Origin of the sequence: Gordonia sputi NBRC 100414, from assembly GCF_000248055.1 — a bacterium.
Classification (GTDB): Bacteria; Actinomycetota; Actinomycetes; order Mycobacteriales; family Mycobacteriaceae; genus Gordonia; species Gordonia sputi.
On sequence record NZ_BAFC01000129.1, the window covers coordinates 1 to 18,346 of the forward strand.

The 18,346-nt window shown below is 65.6% G+C and carries 16 protein-coding genes and 1 tRNA gene; 5 read left to right on the plus strand and 12 right to left on the minus strand.

Annotated elements, in window-relative coordinates; translation table 11 throughout:
• Positions 1–189 precede the first annotated feature (189 nt).
• The 8 genes from GOSPT_RS21325 to GOSPT_RS21360 form a co-directional block, all read right to left on the minus strand.
• Positions 190–1,140, minus strand: a complete 951-nt coding sequence (locus tag GOSPT_RS21325) for a proline dehydrogenase family protein (protein WP_005208963.1) — start codon at positions 1,138–1,140, stop codon at positions 190–192.
• 11 nt (positions 1,141–1,151) lie between these two features.
• Positions 1,152–2,801, minus strand: coding sequence for an L-glutamate gamma-semialdehyde dehydrogenase (gene pruA, locus GOSPT_RS21330; protein ID WP_005208965.1), 1,650 nt, complete (start codon positions 2,799–2,801; stop codon positions 1,152–1,154).
• 140 nt (positions 2,802–2,941) lie between these two features.
• A complete protein-coding gene (locus tag GOSPT_RS21335) occupies positions 2,942–3,733 on the minus strand; it encodes an ABC transporter permease (protein ID WP_005208966.1) in 792 nt (263 codons plus the stop codon).
• Positions 3,733–4,614: a 2-aminoethylphosphonate ABC transporter permease subunit gene (locus GOSPT_RS21340; RefSeq protein ID WP_005208968.1), complete on the minus strand. Its 882-nt coding sequence runs from the start codon at positions 4,612–4,614 to the stop codon at positions 3,733–3,735. Before GOSPT_RS21340 ends, GOSPT_RS21335 begins: the two co-directional genes overlap by 1 nt.
• Positions 4,611–5,789 carry an ABC transporter ATP-binding protein gene (locus GOSPT_RS21345; protein WP_005208969.1) on the minus strand — a complete coding sequence of 393 codons (1,179 nt, stop codon included), beginning with the start codon at positions 5,787–5,789 and terminating at the stop codon, positions 4,611–4,613. Before GOSPT_RS21345 ends, GOSPT_RS21340 begins: the two co-directional genes overlap by 4 nt.
• A gap of 1 nt (position 5,790) precedes the next feature.
• Entirely contained in the window at positions 5,791–6,840 is a 1,050-nt protein-coding gene (locus tag GOSPT_RS21350; protein WP_005208970.1) for a 2-aminoethylphosphonate ABC transporter substrate-binding protein, read from the minus strand.
• Positions 6,841–6,954: 114 nt separating this feature from the next.
• A complete protein-coding gene (locus GOSPT_RS21355) occupies positions 6,955–7,638 on the minus strand; it encodes a phosphonatase-like hydrolase (RefSeq protein ID WP_005208971.1) in 684 nt (227 codons plus the stop codon).
• A 28-nt stretch (positions 7,639–7,666) separates the two neighbouring features.
• Positions 7,667–8,821, minus strand: coding sequence for a TIGR03364 family FAD-dependent oxidoreductase (locus GOSPT_RS21360; protein ID WP_039856983.1), 1,155 nt, complete (start codon positions 8,819–8,821; stop codon positions 7,667–7,669).
• Positions 8,822–8,918: 97 nt separating this feature from the next.
• Between GOSPT_RS21360 and GOSPT_RS21365 the strand changes: the two genes are divergently transcribed.
• Together GOSPT_RS21365 and GOSPT_RS21370 are read left to right on the plus strand one after the other, a co-directional pair.
• Positions 8,919–9,452, plus strand: a complete 534-nt coding sequence (locus tag GOSPT_RS21365; RefSeq protein WP_039856985.1) for an HD family phosphohydrolase — start codon at positions 8,919–8,921, stop codon at positions 9,450–9,452.
• On the plus strand, positions 9,452–10,156 hold the full coding sequence (locus GOSPT_RS21370; RefSeq protein WP_005208976.1) for a GntR family transcriptional regulator: 705 nt from the start codon (positions 9,452–9,454) through the stop codon (positions 10,154–10,156). Before GOSPT_RS21365 ends, GOSPT_RS21370 begins: the two co-directional genes overlap by 1 nt.
• Positions 10,157–10,470: 314 nt before the next feature.
• Here the strand turns inward: GOSPT_RS21370 and GOSPT_RS21375 are convergent, their stop codons facing one another.
• The 3 genes from GOSPT_RS21375 to GOSPT_RS21385 form a co-directional block, all read right to left on the minus strand.
• A complete protein-coding gene (locus tag GOSPT_RS21375) occupies positions 10,471–12,096 on the minus strand; it encodes a PucR family transcriptional regulator (RefSeq protein ID WP_039856986.1) in 1,626 nt (541 codons plus the stop codon).
• Positions 12,097–12,201: 105 nt separating this feature from the next.
• Complete coding sequence (locus GOSPT_RS21380; protein WP_005208979.1) at positions 12,202–14,373, minus strand: glutamine synthetase III family protein; 2,172 nt, start codon at positions 14,371–14,373, stop codon at positions 12,202–12,204.
• A 185-nt stretch (positions 14,374–14,558) separates the two neighbouring features.
• Complete coding sequence (locus GOSPT_RS21385; protein ID WP_005208982.1) at positions 14,559–15,785, minus strand: FUSC family protein; 1,227 nt, start codon at positions 15,783–15,785, stop codon at positions 14,559–14,561.
• Positions 15,786–15,846: 61 nt separating this feature from the next.
• On the opposite strand from GOSPT_RS21385, the gene GOSPT_RS21390 reads away from it, so the two are divergent.
• The 3 genes from GOSPT_RS21390 (at position 15,847) to GOSPT_RS21400 (ending at position 17,947) form a co-directional block, all read left to right on the plus strand.
• A complete protein-coding gene (locus tag GOSPT_RS21390) occupies positions 15,847–16,356 on the plus strand; it encodes a MarR family winged helix-turn-helix transcriptional regulator (protein WP_005208984.1) in 510 nt (169 codons plus the stop codon).
• Positions 16,357–16,451: 95 nt separating this feature from the next.
• Positions 16,452–16,883 carry an SRPBCC family protein gene (locus tag GOSPT_RS21395; protein ID WP_005208986.1) on the plus strand — a complete coding sequence of 144 codons (432 nt, stop codon included), beginning with the start codon at positions 16,452–16,454 and terminating at the stop codon, positions 16,881–16,883.
• A 119-nt stretch (positions 16,884–17,002) separates the two neighbouring features.
• Entirely contained in the window at positions 17,003–17,947 is a 945-nt protein-coding gene (locus GOSPT_RS21400; protein WP_039856988.1) for a putative endonuclease domain-containing protein, read from the plus strand.
• A 102-nt stretch (positions 17,948–18,049) separates the two neighbouring features.
• Here GOSPT_RS21400 and GOSPT_RS21405 read toward each other — a convergent pair.
• Positions 18,050–18,122, minus strand: a tRNA-Arg gene (locus tag GOSPT_RS21405).
• Between the last annotated feature and the right edge of the window lie 224 nt (positions 18,123–18,346).

Below are 18,346 nucleotides of genomic sequence, written 5' to 3' on the forward strand. Positions count from 1 at the left end.
CCCGCTGGTCGAGCGGGCGCGAGCGTAGCGAGCACCCGAGTCGAGACCACTTTTGCCGGGCGGTGATCTCGACAAGCTCGATCAGCGAAGAAGCAGCTCGATCAGCGGTAGACGGCTCGCTCCGCGGGTGGCCCCCCGCTGGTCGAGCGGGCGCGAGCGTAGCGAGCACCCGAGTCGAGACCACCCCGCTCAGCCCGACACCAGCGCGCGCAGGAAGAATCCCAGGTTCGCGGGCTTCTCGGCGAGGCGTCGGACGAAGTAGCCGTACCACTCCTGGCCGTAGGGGATGTAGACGCGGACGGCGTGGCCGGCGGCGGCCAGGCGCTGTTGCTCGTCGGCGCGGATGCCGTAGAGCATCTGGTGTTCCCAGCTGTGTGGCTCCCGGCCGAACTCGATCGCCATCAGCTCGGCCGCCTCGATCATCGTCGGGTCGTGGCTTGCGACCATCGGATATCCGTTGCCCTTCATCAGGATTCGTAGACATCTCAGATACGCCTCGTCGATCAGTGAGCGCTCGGGATAGGCGACCGACGCGGGCTCGGAGTAGGCGCCCTTGCACAGCCTGATTCGCGCACCCGATGCCGCGAACTCTCGACAGTCGTCCTCGGTGCGACGCAGGTATGCCTGCAAAACCGTTCCCAATTCGGGGTATTCGCCCCGCAGAGTCCTGACGATGTCGAGTCGTTCGTCGACGGTGCCGTGGTCCTCGGCGTCGACGGTGACCAGGACTCCGGCCGCGGCGGCGGCACCACAGATGGTGTGTGCGTTCTCCTCGGCAATCTTTCGACCGTGCCGCGGCAGACACTGGCCCAGAGCGGTGAGCTTCAACGAGACCTCCAGAGCCCCGGGCCGCACATCGAACCGCGACATCCCCTGCAGCAGGCTCAGATACGCCGCAACCGTGGCCGACGCTTGAGTCTCGTCGGTCGTGTCTTCGCCGAGGTGGTCGATGGTCACCGAGAGTCCGCTACCAAGTGCGTCGGCGATGGCCGCGAGTGCGTCGCCTTCTGACTCGCCCGCGACAAAGCGGTCGACGACGCGCTCGGTGACCGGAAGTCGTTGCGACGTCTGCTTGATGCGTTGGCTACCCGCCGCGCGCGTGATCACCGGGCGCAGGACGGAATCGAAGAGTGCGCTCATGTCATGTCACCTCAGTCCGTCTCGGTGGCGTCGGATGCCATGTGGGGATACGCGGAATCTGTCGGCGGCACAAAGGTTTCCTTGATCGTCCGGGTCGACGTCCAGCGCATGAGGTTCGCTTTCGAGCCGGCCTTGTCGTTGGTGCCCGACGCACGTGCCCCACCGAAGGGCTGCTGGCCGACGACGGCTCCGGTCGGCTTGTCGTTGATGTAGAAGTTGCCCGCCGCGTTGCGCAGCAGATTCGACGCCGTCGACACGGCGGCGAGGTCGGTGGCGATGATCGAGCCGGTCAGCGCGTACCGCGCAGTGGAATCGACCATGCGCAGCGTCGATTCGAAGTCGGCGTCGTCGTAGACGTGAAGCGACAGGATGGGTCCGAAATACTCGGTGGAGAAGGCTTCGTCGGTCGGGTCGTCGCCGAGCAGCACTGTCGGCCGGACGAAGTAGCCCTCGGAGTCGTCGCACTGCCCGCCGACCGCGACGGTCATCGACGCGACGGTCTTCGCGCGGTCGATCGCGGCGACCTGCTTGTCGAAGGCGCGTCGGTCGATCACGGCGCCGCCGAAGTTGGACAGGTCTCGCACATCGCCGTAGGTCAATTCGGCTGCCTCGCTGAGGAAGGCGTCGCCCATGCGATCCCACACCGACCGCGCAACATACGCGCGCGATGCGGCCGAGCACTTCTGCCCCTGATACTCGAAGGCGCCGCGAATGAGCGCGGTGCGCAACACATCCGGGTCCGCTGACGAATGTGCGACGATGAAATCCTTGCCGCCCGTCTCGCCGACGATGCGCGGATAGTTGCGATAGTGATCGATGCGGTTGCCGACTTCGCGCCACAGATGCTGGAAGGTCGCGGTCGAGCCGGTGAAGTGGATGCCCGCGAGATTCTCGTCGGCGAGCGCGACGTCGGACATCGCCCGTCCGTCGCCGTTCACCAGGTTGATGACGCCCGCGGGGAGTCCCGCCTCTTCGAGGAGCTTCATGGTGACGTGTGCGGCGTAAGCCTGTGTCGGAGAAGGCTTCCACACCACGGTGTTGCCCATCAGCATGGGTGCGGTCGGTAGGTTGCCTGCGATGGCGGTGAAGTTGAACGGTGTGATGGCGTATACGAATCCGTCGAGCGGACGATGATCGAGCCGATTCCACACCCCCGACGACGAGATCGGTTGCTCGGCGAGGATCTCCCGAGCGAACTCGACGTTGAACCGCCAGAAATCGACGAGCTCGCACGGTGCGTCGATCTCGGCCTGCTGCACAGTCTTCGACTGCCCGAGCATCGTTGCGGCAGCCAACTTCTCACGCCACGGTCCGCTGAGAAGGTCTGCCGCGCGCAGAAGGACGGCGGCGCGGTCGTCGAAAGTGGTGTGCGCCCACGACTCCTGCGCTGCCATCGCCGCGTCGACAGCGGCGCGGGCATCGTCGTGGGTGGCGTTGGTCATGGTGCCGAGCACCTCGTGATGAGAGTGTGGCTGCACGACGTCGAGTCGCTCACCGTCCCCGATGTGCGCCGCGCCACCGATGATGTGCGGCAGCTCGGCCGGTTCGGCCGACGACTGTCGCGAGAGCTCGTCGACGATCCGTCGACGTTCCGGGGTGCCGGGCGCGTAGGTGTGCACCGGCTCGTTGATCGGGCGTGGGGGAGTGGTGATCGCATCCATGGTCTCAGTTCACCGAGACGGAGTTGATTCAGCTATGTCCAATCGGCCAATGTCAATGCGAACTGTTCGGTGGATTGCACAACGGGAGCGCACAACAGCGTCCGATTGCACTGCAACCGGACGTCCGTCGTGCCAGCCGCCTAAACCGCTCGCGTGCGGATTCTCCCGAGAACCGTGAGCGCGACCAGCGTCGTCGCCAGCAGCACCGTCGTGCAGGCTGCGGCATCGAAGACCTGACCACGATCGGAGAGTCCGAAGATGGTCACCGGCAACGTCTTCCAGGTCGCTGAGTACACCATGACCGTCGCGCCGAGCTCGCCCATCGAGAGTGCCACTGCGAGACCTGCGGCGGCCCCGAGCGCGGGCGTCAACAGAGGTAGCGTGACGCGGGTCAGCACGCGGAACGGGCTGGCGCCCAACGATTCCGCCGCCTGCTTGTACGCGGGATCGAGTCGTTCCAACGCAGCGGTGACCGAACTGAACGCGAAGGCAAGGACGAGCACGGTGTGCGCGACGATCACGATCCAGCGCGTGCCGCCCAAGAGCAACGGCTTCGAATTGAAGCTGATCAGCAAACCCAACCCGATGGCGACGGAAGGCACCGCGATCGGCAGGTGGAAGACCGCGTCGGTGAAGCGTCGAATCGGCGCTGGTGCCTCCCGGGACGAGAGTGCCGCCCAGGTACCGAGGACCAGCGCGATAGCGCCTGCGATGAACGCGGTCTGGATGCTGACCGACAGCGAAGCGAGGTTCTCACCCGAGAGCGCGTCTCCGAAATGGTTGAGACCCAGGTTCGACGGCAGTGGGCCCGTCCACGAGCCTGCGAATCCGGCGATGACGACGGTGGCAATCGGTGCGACGAAGACCACGAGTACGACGATCGCGAAGATCGTCCAGGTGATCACCCGGCTGGTGCGAGTCCAGAGCAACATCAGATCTTCTCTCGACGGGTCGTGATACGTGCGAACAGCAATCGGTATGCGCCGTACAGGGCAAGTGACAGTGCGACCTGAACGGTCGCGATCACCGCCGCCCCCGGCAGGTCGAACGTGACGATGCCACGGGTGTAGATCAGGACGGGCAGCGTCGTCACGTCTTTGGCGCCCGTGAAGGCGACGATGCCGAACTCGTTGAGTGTCAACAGCAGAACCAGGCTTCCGCCCGCGGCCAACGCCGGCCATGCTTCGGGAAGGATCACCGAGCGGAGCACCCGTAACGGTGAAGCACCCAGCGACGCAGCCACATTGAGCTGATCGGTCGACATCATCGCGAACCCGGCCAACAGCGGACGTACGACGAACGGTGTGAAGAAGGTGATCTCGGCGAGGATCACACCCCACGGCGTCGTGAGAAAGTGCAGTGGACGTTCTCCGGTTACCGCAGCGATCGCCGAGTTCACCGCTCCCGCAGAGCCATAGAGAAATGTGAACGCCAGGGTGATGAGAAACGACGGCAGTGCGAGCACCGTATCGATCATGCGTGCCACCAGGCGCGAACCGGGGAAGGGCACGAACGCCAGGACCACGGACAAGAACGTGCCGAGCACAACGCATCCGACCGTCGACGCGATCGCGATCCACGCGGTCGTGGTCAACGCTCGCACGAACGCCTCGCTGCTCAACACTGCGCCCCAGGTGCTTTGACCTTGACCGTCAGCGGATTCGGCCAGCATTCGTATCAGCGGATACACCGCGATGACGGCGATCACCACGAGAGGCGGCAACGCCCAGACGAGTGCTCCGAGACGACGCGGCGCCTGATTCGACGGCGGCGGTGCGGATGTCGTCGGTTCCGCGAGCGTCGCCGATGTCATCGCGGACCTCCGGCGGTATCGACCAATGTGCCTGCAGGGTCGGGCAATCGCACACCGACGACCTCGTCGACTGGGTGGTCGGCGCGGCCTGCGACGTCGGCGTCGATCAGTTGATCGGGCAGACCGTCGACGGCGAGCGTCAACCGTGTCGACGCCCCACGCCAGACCGACGTCGTGACGCGGGCACGCAGCGATCGGTGTGCGCCGACCGCGGTCACCTCGATTTCGTGTGGCCGGATGCACAGGTGCGCAGGCAACCCGGGCGTCCACCGAGACAGCGGTTCAGGGGCGGTCGCCGACAGCATCTTCTCGCCCACCTCGACCAAAGCCGTTGCGCCGGAAACACGTCCGACCTTGCAGGGAAGAAGATTGGCGCCACCGAGGAACGACGCCGTGAAGCCCGACGGGGGTCGAGACCACAGTTCTTCGGTGGTGCCGATGTCGACAAGGCGAGCATCGCGCATGACACCGATCCGATCTGCGAGTGCGAGAGCTTCGGTCTGATCGTGCGTCACATACAGCATCGTGGTGTCGGGCAGAGCATCTCGCAGCCGTTGCAACTCCCCGACCATCGTCTGGCGTAGGGCGGCGTCGAGCGCTGCGAGCGGCTCGTCGAGTAGTAGGACGTCGGGCTTGATGGCCAGTGCTCGTGCGATGGCCACACGCTGCTGCTGTCCGCCGGAGAGTTCGCGGGGCAGGCGTGAACCGTACTCGGACATGCTGACCATGCCGATTGCCTCCTCGACCCGCTCGCCGACCTCGCGCTTGGAGAGGCGCCGCGCTCGCAACCCGAAGGCGACGTTGTCACGCACCCGCATGTGCGGGAAGAGCGCGTACGACTGCACGACGACGCCGATGCCGCGACGTGCGGGCGGAAGGTCGGTGATGTCGTTGCCGGACAGTCGAACCCGACCGGCTGTCGGTCGCACGAAGCCTGCGAGCGACTTGAGTGCCGTCGACTTTCCGGAACCACTCGGACCAAGCAGCGCGACGGTCTCACCACGGCTGACGCGCAAGGTGAAGTCGCGCAACGCATCTGTGGAGTTCTTACCGCGTCCGTAGGAGACGGTCACGCGATCGAAGGCGATCGCCGGTTGCTGTGGGGAGGCCCCGGAGGGGGTCGACGCCGAGAGCTCGGCGTCGACCTTCCTGAGAGTCAACGGATTCTGTGCCATGTCAGTTGCCGGTTGCCTTCTGATATGCGGCGACGTCGGCGTCGAGCGAGGAGAGGACCGACTTCCAGTCCGGATGCCAGATCGTCACGCCTTGGATCGTCTGTGCGGGGCTCGGCGACGTGGTGGGTGCGGCCACGTCGGTGCGAACGGAGACGCCGAGCGCATCGGGTCCGACCGTGTTCTGTACGTCCTTCGAGAGCAGGAACGTCAGGAGCTTCTTGGCGTCGTCGGCGTGCGGTGCGCCCTTGGTGATTCCCGCGAAGTACGGCAGCGACACCGTGGTTCGCGACCCGTCGGGCATGGCGGGGAAGAACAGATCGAACTTCGAGCCGTCGTCGCGGATCGATGCGAGGTTCATCTGTACGTCACCGTTGGCGACGAGCAGTTCGCCGTTACTCACCTTCGGTTGCAGCTTTCCGGTCGAGCTCGACGGTCCGACGTTGTTGGCCTGCAGCTTGCCGAGGTAGTCGAGCGCACCCTGTTTGCCCATCAGATGCTGCAGAAGCAGGAGTACCGCGGTGCCGTCGCCTGCCTGGCCGGGCGTCGAATACTGGATCTTGCCCTTGAAACGAGAGTCGAGAAGATCGTTCCACGACGCGGGCGCAGGCTGTGCGGACGGATTGCGGATGAACGACAGGTAGTTGTCGACGATGCCGACGTAGTTGCCGCCGACGGCAGACGGATCGACGCCGGTGGTGTCGACGCCCGGCGCGACGAGAAGTCCGTCGGCGTCGGCCTTTTGGATGAACGGGGGGAGTGTGACGAGGAGGTCGGCCTGCGGGTTGGACTGTTCCTTTTGCACGCGGGAGACGACCTCGCCCGAGCCGGCCTCGACGATGTTGACCGAAATGCCGGTCTGATCTTTGAATTTCGCGAACTCGCTCTTGTACCAGGTGCCGAGACCGTCTGCGGTGTAGACGGTCAATGTCTTGCCGCCGCTGGAGTCGGACGACCCCGTGCCGCCGCAGGCCGCGGTCAGCGTGACCGCTGCGACGGTCGCGGCAAGAGCGACGGCTCGCATCGAGGTGCGGGTAAGACGTGAAATGCGCATGAGAGAACCCCCTGTGGGTGATGACGTGGGCGTGGCGGATGGCGCTGTGCCGCGCCGATGCAGCACAACGGATGTGGATGGATGGTGTAGTTCTGGGTGGTGTCGAGCGGGTGATCAGTTGCCGAACAATGCAGCGGCGGCGCCGATGTCGGCGACGACATCGGTTGCGCCTGCCGCGCGGAGTGTGTCTTCGTCATGTGCGCCGGTCAGTACGCCCGCGACGATGCCCGCGCCGGCGCGCACGCCGCTGGTGATGTCGTTGGCGGTGTCACCGACGACCGCCACCTGACGCACATCGTCGATGCGCAGTGTGATGAGGGCCGACAGAATCATGTCGGGAAAAGGCCTGCCGCGCAGGGTTTCCGACGGCGCGATGACAAGGTCGGCGAGATCGTGCCAGCCGAGGGAGTCGATGAGTAGCTTCTGAGTGTTCGCGCTGAAGCCTGTGGTCAGCGCAACCTTGATACCTGCGTCGCGCAGCTGTGAAATGGCCTGTGCCGCACCGTCGATAGGGGTGGCACCGCCGTCGGCGATTTGTGCGTCGTAGGCCTTCTCGAACGCCGCATTGGCCGCCTGTGCCCGTGCTTCGTCACCATCGACGAGGTGTCGGAAGACGGTGATCTTGGATTGTCCCATCGTGTCGACGACATATTGCCTCACCTCGTCGTGGCCGGGGCCGTCGGTGGGTAGGCCTGCGGCTGCGGCCGCGGCGTCGAACGCGGCGAGGACCGAGCCGCCGTCGGCGACCGTTGTGCCTGCCATGTCGAGGACTGCGAGTGTGATCGGGTTGTCGGACAAGGTATTTCCCTTCGGGTGTGGCGTGTGTTCAGAGGTTCATGAGGTCTGCGGTGTCGTCACCGATGGCGGGGCCGAGCGTCATTCCACGCCCACCCGGTCCGGTGACGACCCAGACGCCGGGCGAGACCTCGCTGCGGTACACCAGTTCTGAGGAGTCGAGGCACTGCGAGTAGACGCCTGCCCAGCGTCGTGCGATGGGCGGAAGGCGCCGCCCGAGCAGGTTCTCGACGACTGAAACGAGGTGCTGGTAGGGGTCTTCGGTGACGTCGAAGCCGAAGGTGTCGGCATCGTCGCCGTCGGCGGTCCGGTCGTAGGCGTGGGTGTCGCCGATCGTCAGACCGCCGTCGAGGCGTTGCACGCACAGCAGTTGCATGTGGTGTTCGGCAGCGACGGGCGACTGCGACTGCACGCGGCCGAGATGGTCGAGGGCGTCGCCCGCGAACGCGGGGTAGTAGCGGAAGCTGTCGCCGTCGGCGATTGCGGTGGTGAGCTTCTCGTCGAACGGCGCGGTTTGCATCATCTGGAGCCGGACCCGTCGGACCGGTGGTTGCTCGCCGACCAGTTCGCGTAGCAGGCCCGAGTGCGCGGCCCCTGTGCACACGACGACGGCGTCGCCGCGATGGGTTGCGCCGGTGTCGTCGGTGACCTCGACGGTGCCCGAGGTCGACGTCACCGACCGGACCTCACGCCCTCCGAGATACTCGAAACGTCCGGTGGTGGAGAGGAATCCGCGAAGCGCCGGGAGTGCGACACGAGATTCGACGGCTCCGTCGCGTGCGCAGTGCAGGCCTGCGACATAGGTGCCCTGCAGTGCTGGATTGAGCGCGCGTACCTCGGCGGGGTCGAGGAGTGCGAACTCGCGTTGGGCGGAATCGCTCTGTGCGAGAGTCTCTTCCGCGACGGCGAGTTCAGCGGCGGTGCGGACGAGTGTGATCGAGCCGCACGGTCGGAAGCCGATACCGGGAACGTCGGCTCCGATCTTTTCCCAGAGGTCACGTGAGCGCTGAGCCGCGGGGAGTTCGGTCGCGGATCGTCCGGATACCCAGACGAGCCCGAAGTTCCGGACTGTTGCGCCACGCGCCTCACGCTCTCGTTCGAGCAATAGCACCTCATGTCCGCGTTCGATGGCTGCTCGCGCATGCGACGTACCGAGGATTCCGCCTCCGACGATGATCACCTTCATGTGGACTAGTGTGCCCATTTGGTCTAGACCAATAAAGGACGTTTCGGAGAACTCTGGGTTAACTCTTGGTCTAGACCAAATTGGTAGAGTGAACCGCATGTGTGCGGATGTGGTTGCCGAGGTCGAGGACGTGCTGCGCTCGTTGCGCGGCGTCTGGGACGAAGAGGCCGTCGACGAGCTCGATCACGCGCTACAGGCGGGCCATAACGCTGCGGCGGCGGGCGCGGATGACGAACTGGTAGTCGCCGCTGTCCTTCACGACGTCGGGCACAGTCCGCTCGTCGAATCCACTGCTCGCCATGACGACGATGCGCGGGCCTGGCTGACTCCGCGATTCGGCGACCGCGTCGGATGGCTTGCGGGTTCGCATGTCGCGGCGAAGAAGTGGCTCGCGGCACACGATCCGGCGTATGCGAATGGGCTGACCGCGACATCGGTCGTCTCGCTCGCAGAACAGGGAGGCGCCGCCGATCTGGGTGCGGAGTGGACACGGCACCCGTGGTGGCCTGACGCGATCGCACTGCGCCGATACGACGACGCGGCAAAGGTTCCCGGGGCTTCGGCACTCACGATCGACGAGGTCGTGGTGGTCGCGCGGCGTGTGCTCGGCGTCGAGCAGGGTGGCCACTGATGGCGCCCGACACCCAGCCGAAGTACGTGCGGGTGCGAACCGAACTCGAGCACGTACTCGCCGACCTCGAAGAGGGCGACTCGGTGCCGTCCGAACGCGTGCTGTCCGAACGGTTTTCGGTGGCGCGTGAGACGGTGCGGCAGGCGCTGCAGGAATTGCTCGTCGAAGGTCGGATCGAACGGCGGGGGCGCGGAACGGTCGTGTCGGCGCCAAAGATGGTGCAGCCGTTGTCGTTGAAGTCGTATACCGAGGGCGCGCGCCAGTTCGGGCGGGTGCCAAGTCGTATCAAGGTGACGTTCGACGACGCCGTGCCCGACGAATCCGTCTGCGCAGGTTTGGGTTTGGCACCAGGCTCGACGGTGATGCACCTTGAGCGCGTACTGCTCGCCGACGGCCAGAAGCTCGGGCTGGAGAGTACGTTTCTCCCGAAAGAACGATTCGGACACTTCTACGAGACCTTCGATCCGGAGACGTCGTTGTACACGGCGATCCGTGCCGAGGGCGTCACGTTCGCCAGCGCCGAGGAGCGGATCGAGACGGCGCTGCCGAGCCCGCGGCAGGCCGGGCTGCTCGAGACGTCGACCGCCATGCCGATGTTGCTGCTGCGCAGGAGATCTCTCGACGCCGACGGCCAGCCCGTCGAGGTGGTGTGGTCGCTCTTCCGCGGCGACCGCATCGCCTTCGAGGCCACGCTGCGGGAGTGAGGCGCTGCGGGGCGAGTGGTTTCGACTCGGCTGCTCGCTGCGCTCGCGGCCGGCTCAACCAGCGGTCGGGGCGAGCGTTCCCCGCTGGTCGAGCGTCCTCCGCTGGTCGAGCGTGCCCCGCTGGTCGAGCGTTCCTCTCGCTGGTCGAGCTTGTCGAGACCACCTCTGCCCGGGGTGAGTGGTTTCGACTCGGCGGCTCGCTGCGCTCGCGGCCGGCTCAACCAGCGGTAGGGGTCGGCTCCAACCAGCGGTAGGGCGAGCGTTCCCCGCTGGTCGAGCTTGTCGAGACCACCTCTGCGGGAACAGCGGGCCGCTCAGCCAGCGGGCCGCGGGACCCGGAGCGTCAGCGCGACGACCAGGCGGGTGGTCGGGTCGTCGAGGTCAATGCCCGTCAGCTCCTGCACGCGGCGAATGCGGTAGCGCAACGTGTTCGGATGGATGTGCAGCGCGGCGGAGGCTGCCCGGACGTCTCCGAAATGGTCGAGATACGCGCGCAGTGACGGTGTGAGTTCGGTTCCCGACGCTTCGTCGCGCGCCGCGAGGTCGAGGACGCGGGCGTCGATCAGCTCCGGATTGTCCTCGATCAGTGCGACGATCTCGCCGAGCAGCACTCCCGTCGTCGACGCCGCGACCGTAGTGACAGGTTCGATCAGATCCGATTCGCGTTGTGCCGCATCGAGAACGCGATCGGCCTGGGTCCGCAACGTCGGCGCTAACCCAAGCCCGGCAGCAGGCCCCGCGACCACGGCACGCGCTTCGACTCCGAACTGTCGACGCGCCGCCGCAACCGCCGAGCGGGCCCACGCGACCGTTGCGTCCTGATCGGCACCGGGAAGCACGACGTAGGCTCGCGGTCCAAGCGTCGACGTCACCGAAAGTGGGCTGAATGCGCTGGCGTGCAACGTCAATGCGGAGATCATCGCGGGTGTAGGTGCGGAAACCGACGCTCTCGACGGATCGGCGAGCAGGCCGCCGAACGCGACCACCAGCAGGTGAGTGTCGGGCGAGATGCCCAATTGATTGCCAAGGAATTCCGAGTCGACCGTCTCACCGCGTGCTCCGAGTAGTCGGCGCACCAGTTCGTCATGTCCGCTGCCCGCGCTGCGTCGTCGAGAGATGATGCGCGCCGCGACGGCGGCGGCGCCCGCGAGAATGTCGGAGGTGTTGTCGGCGAACTGATCTCGCCCCTGTTGTAACCAGATCGCGCCGAGGTAGTCGCCGACTCCCCGCTCGTGTGGAGAGCGTATCGAGATCGCCAACCGTGGGCGCAACCCCAGCTCGCCGCGTTCCTCGACGGATACCAATGTCTCGGTGGTGCGCAGCGCATCCAGCACGCCCCACTGGCGCAACCAGGCGAGCATCTCCGGTGGTCCCTCGCGCCCGAGGATCGACAATCGTCGAAGCTCGTCGGCCTCGTCACCCGCGCTGCTGTAGGCGAGTACATGCGAGCGCGCGTCCTCGATGCTCACGAGCCCACCGGTGCGCCGCGCGACCTCTGCGGCGAGTTCGAAGAGGTCGCCGATGCTGCCTGCCTGCATCGATTCGGCGCCGGGCTGGACCGACGACGCCTCCAGCACTCGCAGGACAAGTCGATAGATGCGTTCCCACCGCGCGTGCGGGTCGACGTCGATGACCGCGACGGAAAGCTCGGCGATGCGTGAGATAGCTTCCGCAGAAGGCGATTTGAGCATGACGGCGACAGGCATCTGTGATCCGAACCCGTGGAGCCATCCGACAACGTCGTCGGCGTCGACTCCGACCATCAGGAACAGATCCGCGTCGCGCGCCGACGTGTGCAGCGGGAGGCGCAGGTCGTCGGGGTCGATGAGCGCGACCGAGTCGATCACGACGTCAAGGCCTCGCGGTGCGGCAGCCAGTGACGCCAGCGTCGCGTCGAGCGCGAGCAACAGCCGCCCCACACCCACACCCGATTCATCCATATCGACAAAGATACCGATCAGTCCTGGCGGATCGGCCAAGAAGTTCGCAAAAAGCGACGTGCCCGCCGGGAGGCATCCCGGCGGGCACGCTGCGTGGTGCTTGCGTCAGAGAATGGTCAGCATCTCGTTGTACGTCGGAAGCGGCCACAGGTCGTCGGCGACGACTCCCTCGAGCGCGTCGGCGACGTCGCGCACGCCGTTCATCGCGGGGATCAGCGACTTGAGTGCGTACTCCGACTCCTCCTCGACGGTCTCGCCGTGGAAGCCCTCGATAGCGTCCTCGAGCGTGTCCATGGCGTTGTTGAGCTCGCCGACCTTGCCGGTCATGGTGCCCAGCGCCGGAGTCTCCATCTCGATTCCCGCAGCCTTGAGGCTTGCCGCGGTGCTCGCGAGTTCGCCCATGTAACGCGTTGCCGCGGGCAGGATCATCGTCTTGGCGATCTCGAGGGTCTCCTTCGCCTCGACCAGCAGGGCCAGCGAATACTGTTCGAGCACAACATCTTTGCGTGCTTCGAGCTCGCGCTCGGACAGGATGCCGTACTTGCTGAACACCTCCTTGATCTCCGGGAGGTCGTACTGTGCCATCGCGTCGACGGTGGTGCGCAGGTTGAGCAATCCGCGCGACTCCGCCTCTTCCTGCCACTCGTCGGAGTAGCCGTTGCCGTTGAAGACCACCTTGCCGTGCTCGGTGATGATGCCCTCGAGCAGCTTCTGGACTGCGGCGTGGAACTCGGTTCCCGCAGCGAGTTCCTTGTCGAGGAAGTCGGCGACGTACTCGAGCGAATCGGCGAGCATCGCGTTGATCGCGATCATCGGGTCGGCGATCGACTGGTTGGAGCCGGGTGCACGGAACTCGAAACGGTTGCCGGTGAACGCAAACGGGCTGGTGCGGTTGCGATCGCCCGCGTCGGCCTTGAACGGCGGCAGCGTGTCGACGCCGAGCTCGATGACGCCCGACGTCTTGCTCTGCTTGGCGCCACCCTTCGCGATCTGGTCGAAGATGTCGGAGAGCTGCTCGCCGAGGAAGATCGAGATGATCGCGGGCGGCGCCTCGTTGGCGCCGAGCCGGTGATCGTTCGACGCCGAGGCGATGGACGCACGGAGCAGCCCGCCGTACTTGTGTACGCCGCGGATGATCGCCGCGCAGAAGACGAGGAACTGCTCGTTCTCGTGCGGGGTGTCACCAGGGTTGAGCAGGTTGCCCTGGTTGGAATTGCCCATCGAGAAGTTGACGTGCTTACCCGAGCCGTTGACGCCGGCGAACGGCTTCTCGTGCAGCAACGCGATCATGCCGTAGCGCTCGGCGACCTTCTTGATGGTGGTCATCATGAGCTGCTGGTGATCGTGAGCGATGTTCGAGCGCTCGAAGACCGGGGCGATCTCGAACTGCCCCGGTGCGACCTCATTGTGGCGGGTCTTGGCCGGGATGGCCTGCTTGAACAGTTCGCGGTCGAGTTCGATCATGAACGCGAGCACACGGTCGGGGATGGCGCCGAAGTAGTGGTCGTCGAACTCCTGGCCCTTCGACGGCTTGGCGCCGAACAGCGTGCGGTTCGTCGTCATCAGGTCGGGGCGAGCGAAGTAGAAGTGGCGGTCGATCAGGAAGTACTCCTGCTCGGGACCCGCGTACGACACGACGGTGTCGACGTCCTCGTGGCCGAACAGTCGCAGCACACGCATCGCCTGCTTGCTCATGGCCTGCTGGCTGCGCAGCAGCGGCACCTTCTTGTCGAGGGCTTCGCCGGTCCACGAGATGAAGATCGTGGGGATGCACAGGGTGTTGCCGTTGGGGTTCTCCAGGATGTACGCCGGGCTGGTGACGTCCCATCCGGTGTAGCCGCGAGCCTCGAAGGTGCCGCGCAGGCCGCCATTGGGGAAGCTCGACGCGTCGGGCTCGCCCTGCAGCAGCGTCTTACCTGCGAATTCGGCGAGCGAACCGTCGGCGCCGTCGGGCTCGAGGAACGAGTCGTGCTTCTCTGCCGTGAAGCCGGTCAGCGGGTAGAAGACGTGCGCGTAGTGCGACGCACCCTTCTCGATGGCCCAGTCCTTCATCGCGGAGGCGACGTAGTCGGCGAGGGTCGGGTCGAGTGGAACGCCCTTGTCGATGGTTGCCGCGACAGCCTTGAAGACGTGCTTGGGCAGGCGGGTTTTCATCGCCGAGAGGGTGAAGACGTTGCGGCCGAAGGTGTCTGCCAGTGGCTCGGGGAAGCCGTCGCATTCCATCTCGTACGTGGTCACGGCCTCGATGGCCTGACGGCGGGACATGCTGCCACTCATACATAAACTCCTGGGTCGGCTCTCCGGTTGCGACGCATGTGCGCCTGCCGTGGCCGGGTGGCCCCGAAGAGTGAGTGTCGTTGGTTCAAGCAAAACGACGCTATGAGGACCACGTACCCAGGTCATTGCCTCCATGTGACGCTCGTGAAAACACGCTTCACAATGGTGCGAAACTGGTCAGGCCTCTAGCTGCGCGAACGATTCGACGCGGAGTTCGGTTGGGACAGCTCGGGTTCGGCGTCGGCCAGCGGTGCGTTCGCGGCGTGTCCGTGCAGCGCCGCGATGTCGTGTCCGCGGACTGCCAGGGCGGCCACGACGATCCCGACCACGATCCCGATCGCGGTGTCGAGCACGCGATCGACGGCCGCCTCGGGACTCAACCCCGCACTGAGCCCGGTGAGCAGCAGTGCCATGGGTGTCACCGCGAGCGAGCAGAGCGCGTAGTTCACAGTCGAGAGGATCTCGGCAAGGACCTGGAAGATGACGATGCCCGCGACCGCGCCCCAATATCCCAGCGGCACCGCGAGGAGTATGCCCGCGATCACCGCCCCGCCCAGATTGCCCAGCAGTCGCTGGACGCCACGTCGAACAGTGAGGTGATACTCGACGCCCTGCATCGCCGCGACCGCACCCATCGCAGCCCACATCGGGTGATCGAGATGGATGGCGACGGCGATCGTGGCCGCTATCGCCGCAGCGATGGCGATGCGGATCGCGGTCACGGCGAGGTGCTTACGATGCGCGGGGTTTTGTCCGCCCGCGAGGGTGACCCAGATCGATTCGCGTTGCGCTGGAGCAGTTTTCGACGCGGCGTCGTGTGTACTCGATCTCGGGAGTCGCGACCTGAGTAGCTCGACGAACCACGGCGACAGGGCGATGAGAATGCCGATCACGGCGCCGATCGCCGAGGCGAGCGTCGCACGGCCGATGTCGGCTGCACTGTGTGCGTATCCTGCCGCGCCGGTCGCGGCGAAGACGAAGATGACGGCGCCCGGTCCGACAATGCGCAGCGCCGACACGACATAGCACGCGATCCCGGCGAGCACAGCGGTCACGACGATCTCGGTGACGATGGAGTTCGCGTAGGTGCCCATCGTCGCGCCGACCGCGATGACCGCGGTGACTCCGACGCCGAGTGCGATCAGTCGGGGAGCGCGGACGGGGTAGGGGTCGGGTCGGCAGAACGCCGAGACCAGCGCGCCCAGTGCCGCGAGGCCCGCGAGGTCGCGGAGGCCGAGCAGTGCACCGACGACCAGGACAACTCCGACGGCCACGCCCACCCGCAGCGGCGCGGCAACGCTGGTCCGGCTGAAGTCGAGGCGCAGGGCGTCGCGCCAGGTGGTCGGGCTCACCACGTGTTGGAGGGCTGCGCCGCGGACACGGACGTGCGGGGTGATCAGGGAGCTCTGCATTCGACTAATTTATCACTGTTTTACTAGTGAAGTAAATGAAGGGGCTAGTTATGATCGTCACGTGACCGACACTCCCGACACCCGCGCGAGCCGCGATCTGGTCGACCGGATCGAAGCGGAGTGGGCGCGGTCGTATCCGTATCTCGACATCGAGCCGATCGGCATCCTCGGTCGAATTCAGCGCATCGCGACGGTCTCGAATCACCGGCTCGACCGCAAGCTGGAGGCACACGGGATCGGGCGGTCAGAGTTCGACGTCCTCAGCGCTCTGGCCAGGTCGGATCGTCCACTGCGTGCCAGTGAGGTGGTGTCGACGACGATGCTCAGCGGGGCGTCGATCACCAAGATCAGCGAGGCGCTCTCGCGACGCGGACTGCTTGCGCGACGAAAGTCCGAGCGCGACGGCAGGGTGGTGCTGCTGGAACTGACCGAGGAGGGACGGGCGCTGGTCGACGCCGAACTTCCCAACAGGCTCGCCGACGACGCCGACGTCCTCTCTCCGTTGAGCGCAGACGAACGCGCACAACTCGTCGACCTTCTGCGACGCATCTCGGCGGATCTGGCCGAGTGAGGTGTGACCCGATTGTCAACGTCGACAACGGGTAATGGAACATTGGTCGTAGTTGCGTCCACCGCCGTCTCGGCGGAACAACACGAGGAGTGCAGATGCCAGGGGTGAGCCACAGCGCGGTGATCGATGTGCCACGTCAGAGGGTGTTCGACTACGTCAACGACTACAACAATGTGCCCGACTACATGTTCGGGATCACTCGGTTCGATCCGACCACCGACCACACGTCCGGTCTCGGCGCGACGTTCAATGCGGAGATGAGTGTGGGGCCGAAGGTGCTCAAGTCCACGGTCGAGACCAAGGAATGGGTCGACGGTGAGCTGATCGCCCTCGTGTCCGTCGACGGCTTTCCCGCGAACACGACCTGGCGATTCGCCGACGCCGATGGTGGAACGAGGGTCGAGGTCGAGTTCCAGTACAAACTGCCGGGCGGGCTCAGCGGGCGTGCGCTCGGTGCCATTCTCGAGCCGTTTGTCGGCCAGGCGATCAAGCAGACCGACAACAACCTGCGCTCGCAGCTCGTCTGACGCCTCGGCTCCGAGTTGCGTGGGACCCTCGGGGGCATTTTTGTACCCGTGTGTCCCACACAACTTGGGCCTGTGGATAGATTTTCGGCGTCGCGTCGGATGTGCGACATCCTGAGCGGGTGCGATCCGACGAGGGGTGGCTGGCGCTCGCGCACCGGCAGGAGAACATTGCGACACGTGCGCAGCTCGCTGAGGTAGGCGTCGACAAGCGAACCGTGCGGCGGCGAGTCGGCCGCGGTGAGTGGAAGGCATTCGGTCCGCGAGTTCTGATGCTCGCTCCAGGTGCTCCGAGCGAGTCGCAGCGCGTCTGGATTGGCGCGCTACATCCCTGTGGCACAACAGCTCTGGCGGGCCGCGCCGCTCTTGCGGTGCATGGGTTGAAGGGCTGGGAGGATGGGCCGGTCGTGTTCCTCGTCGGAGCAGACGATCGCAGCGCGCGGAGGGCACCCGACGGAATCGACTACGTCCGTACTCGCCACGACCTGACCTCGCTCTCCGTGCAACGCGCGGGTATGACAACGCTGCGGATCGAGCCCGCGACCCTCACATTGGCTTCCGCCCTCAACGCCGGTGCGTGGGGTGAGCATGCATCGGCACGGTCGGCCGGTGGTCTTCTTGCCGCCGTCGTGCAACAGCGACTGACCACGGCCGAGGGGCTGCTCACCTGGTGCGACAAGCTGCCACGGCTGCGTCACAAACCTCTCCTGCGCGGATTTCTCGACGACATTGCGGGCGGCTCGGAGTCGATGGCCGAAATCGACCTGGTCACGATGTGCCGTGACTTCTCCCTGCAGCAGCCCGTGCGTCAGCGGGCTCGCACCGACAGTGATGGTCGACGCCGCTACACCGACGGCGAATGGGATCTGCCGGACGGATCGACGGTGGTGCTCGAGGTCGACGGGTCCTTTCACAGGGACCACTCGTCGTGGGAGGCCGATCTACGTCGGCAGCGCCGTTTGTCTGCTCCTGGCCGCCGCCAACTGCGGTGTACCGCCGTCGAGTTGCGTACGGAGCCCGAAGAAGTGGTCAAGGATCTCGTGGCGGCCGGAGTGCCGCGGATCTGAGTCGAGGCGCCGAGTTGCGTGGGATCCTCGGGGGCATTTTTGTACCCGTGCGTCCCACGCAACTACCTGCACACCGGCCGGAGGCCGGCGAGGATGTCACTGTGCCCCCGGCAGGAATCGAACCTGCGACACCCGCTTTAGGAGAGCGGTGCTCTATCCACTGAGCTACGAGGGCGGGGACTGGGTGAAGTGATGGAGGAAGTTCCCGCGATTTCGTGCTTTCGCGGGGCTTCTACCTGGGATTATCTTCGTCCAGCCCGTGTCGGTGACCGCAATCGCTGTGGCTACCGACGTGTGGAGTATACGGCAGCGGTGTGCGGGCATGGCAATGCACCTCGCGCCACTTTGGGCGTGAGGTGACGCTGGCGGTGTTCGTAGTTGCTGATCAGCCGGGGTGTC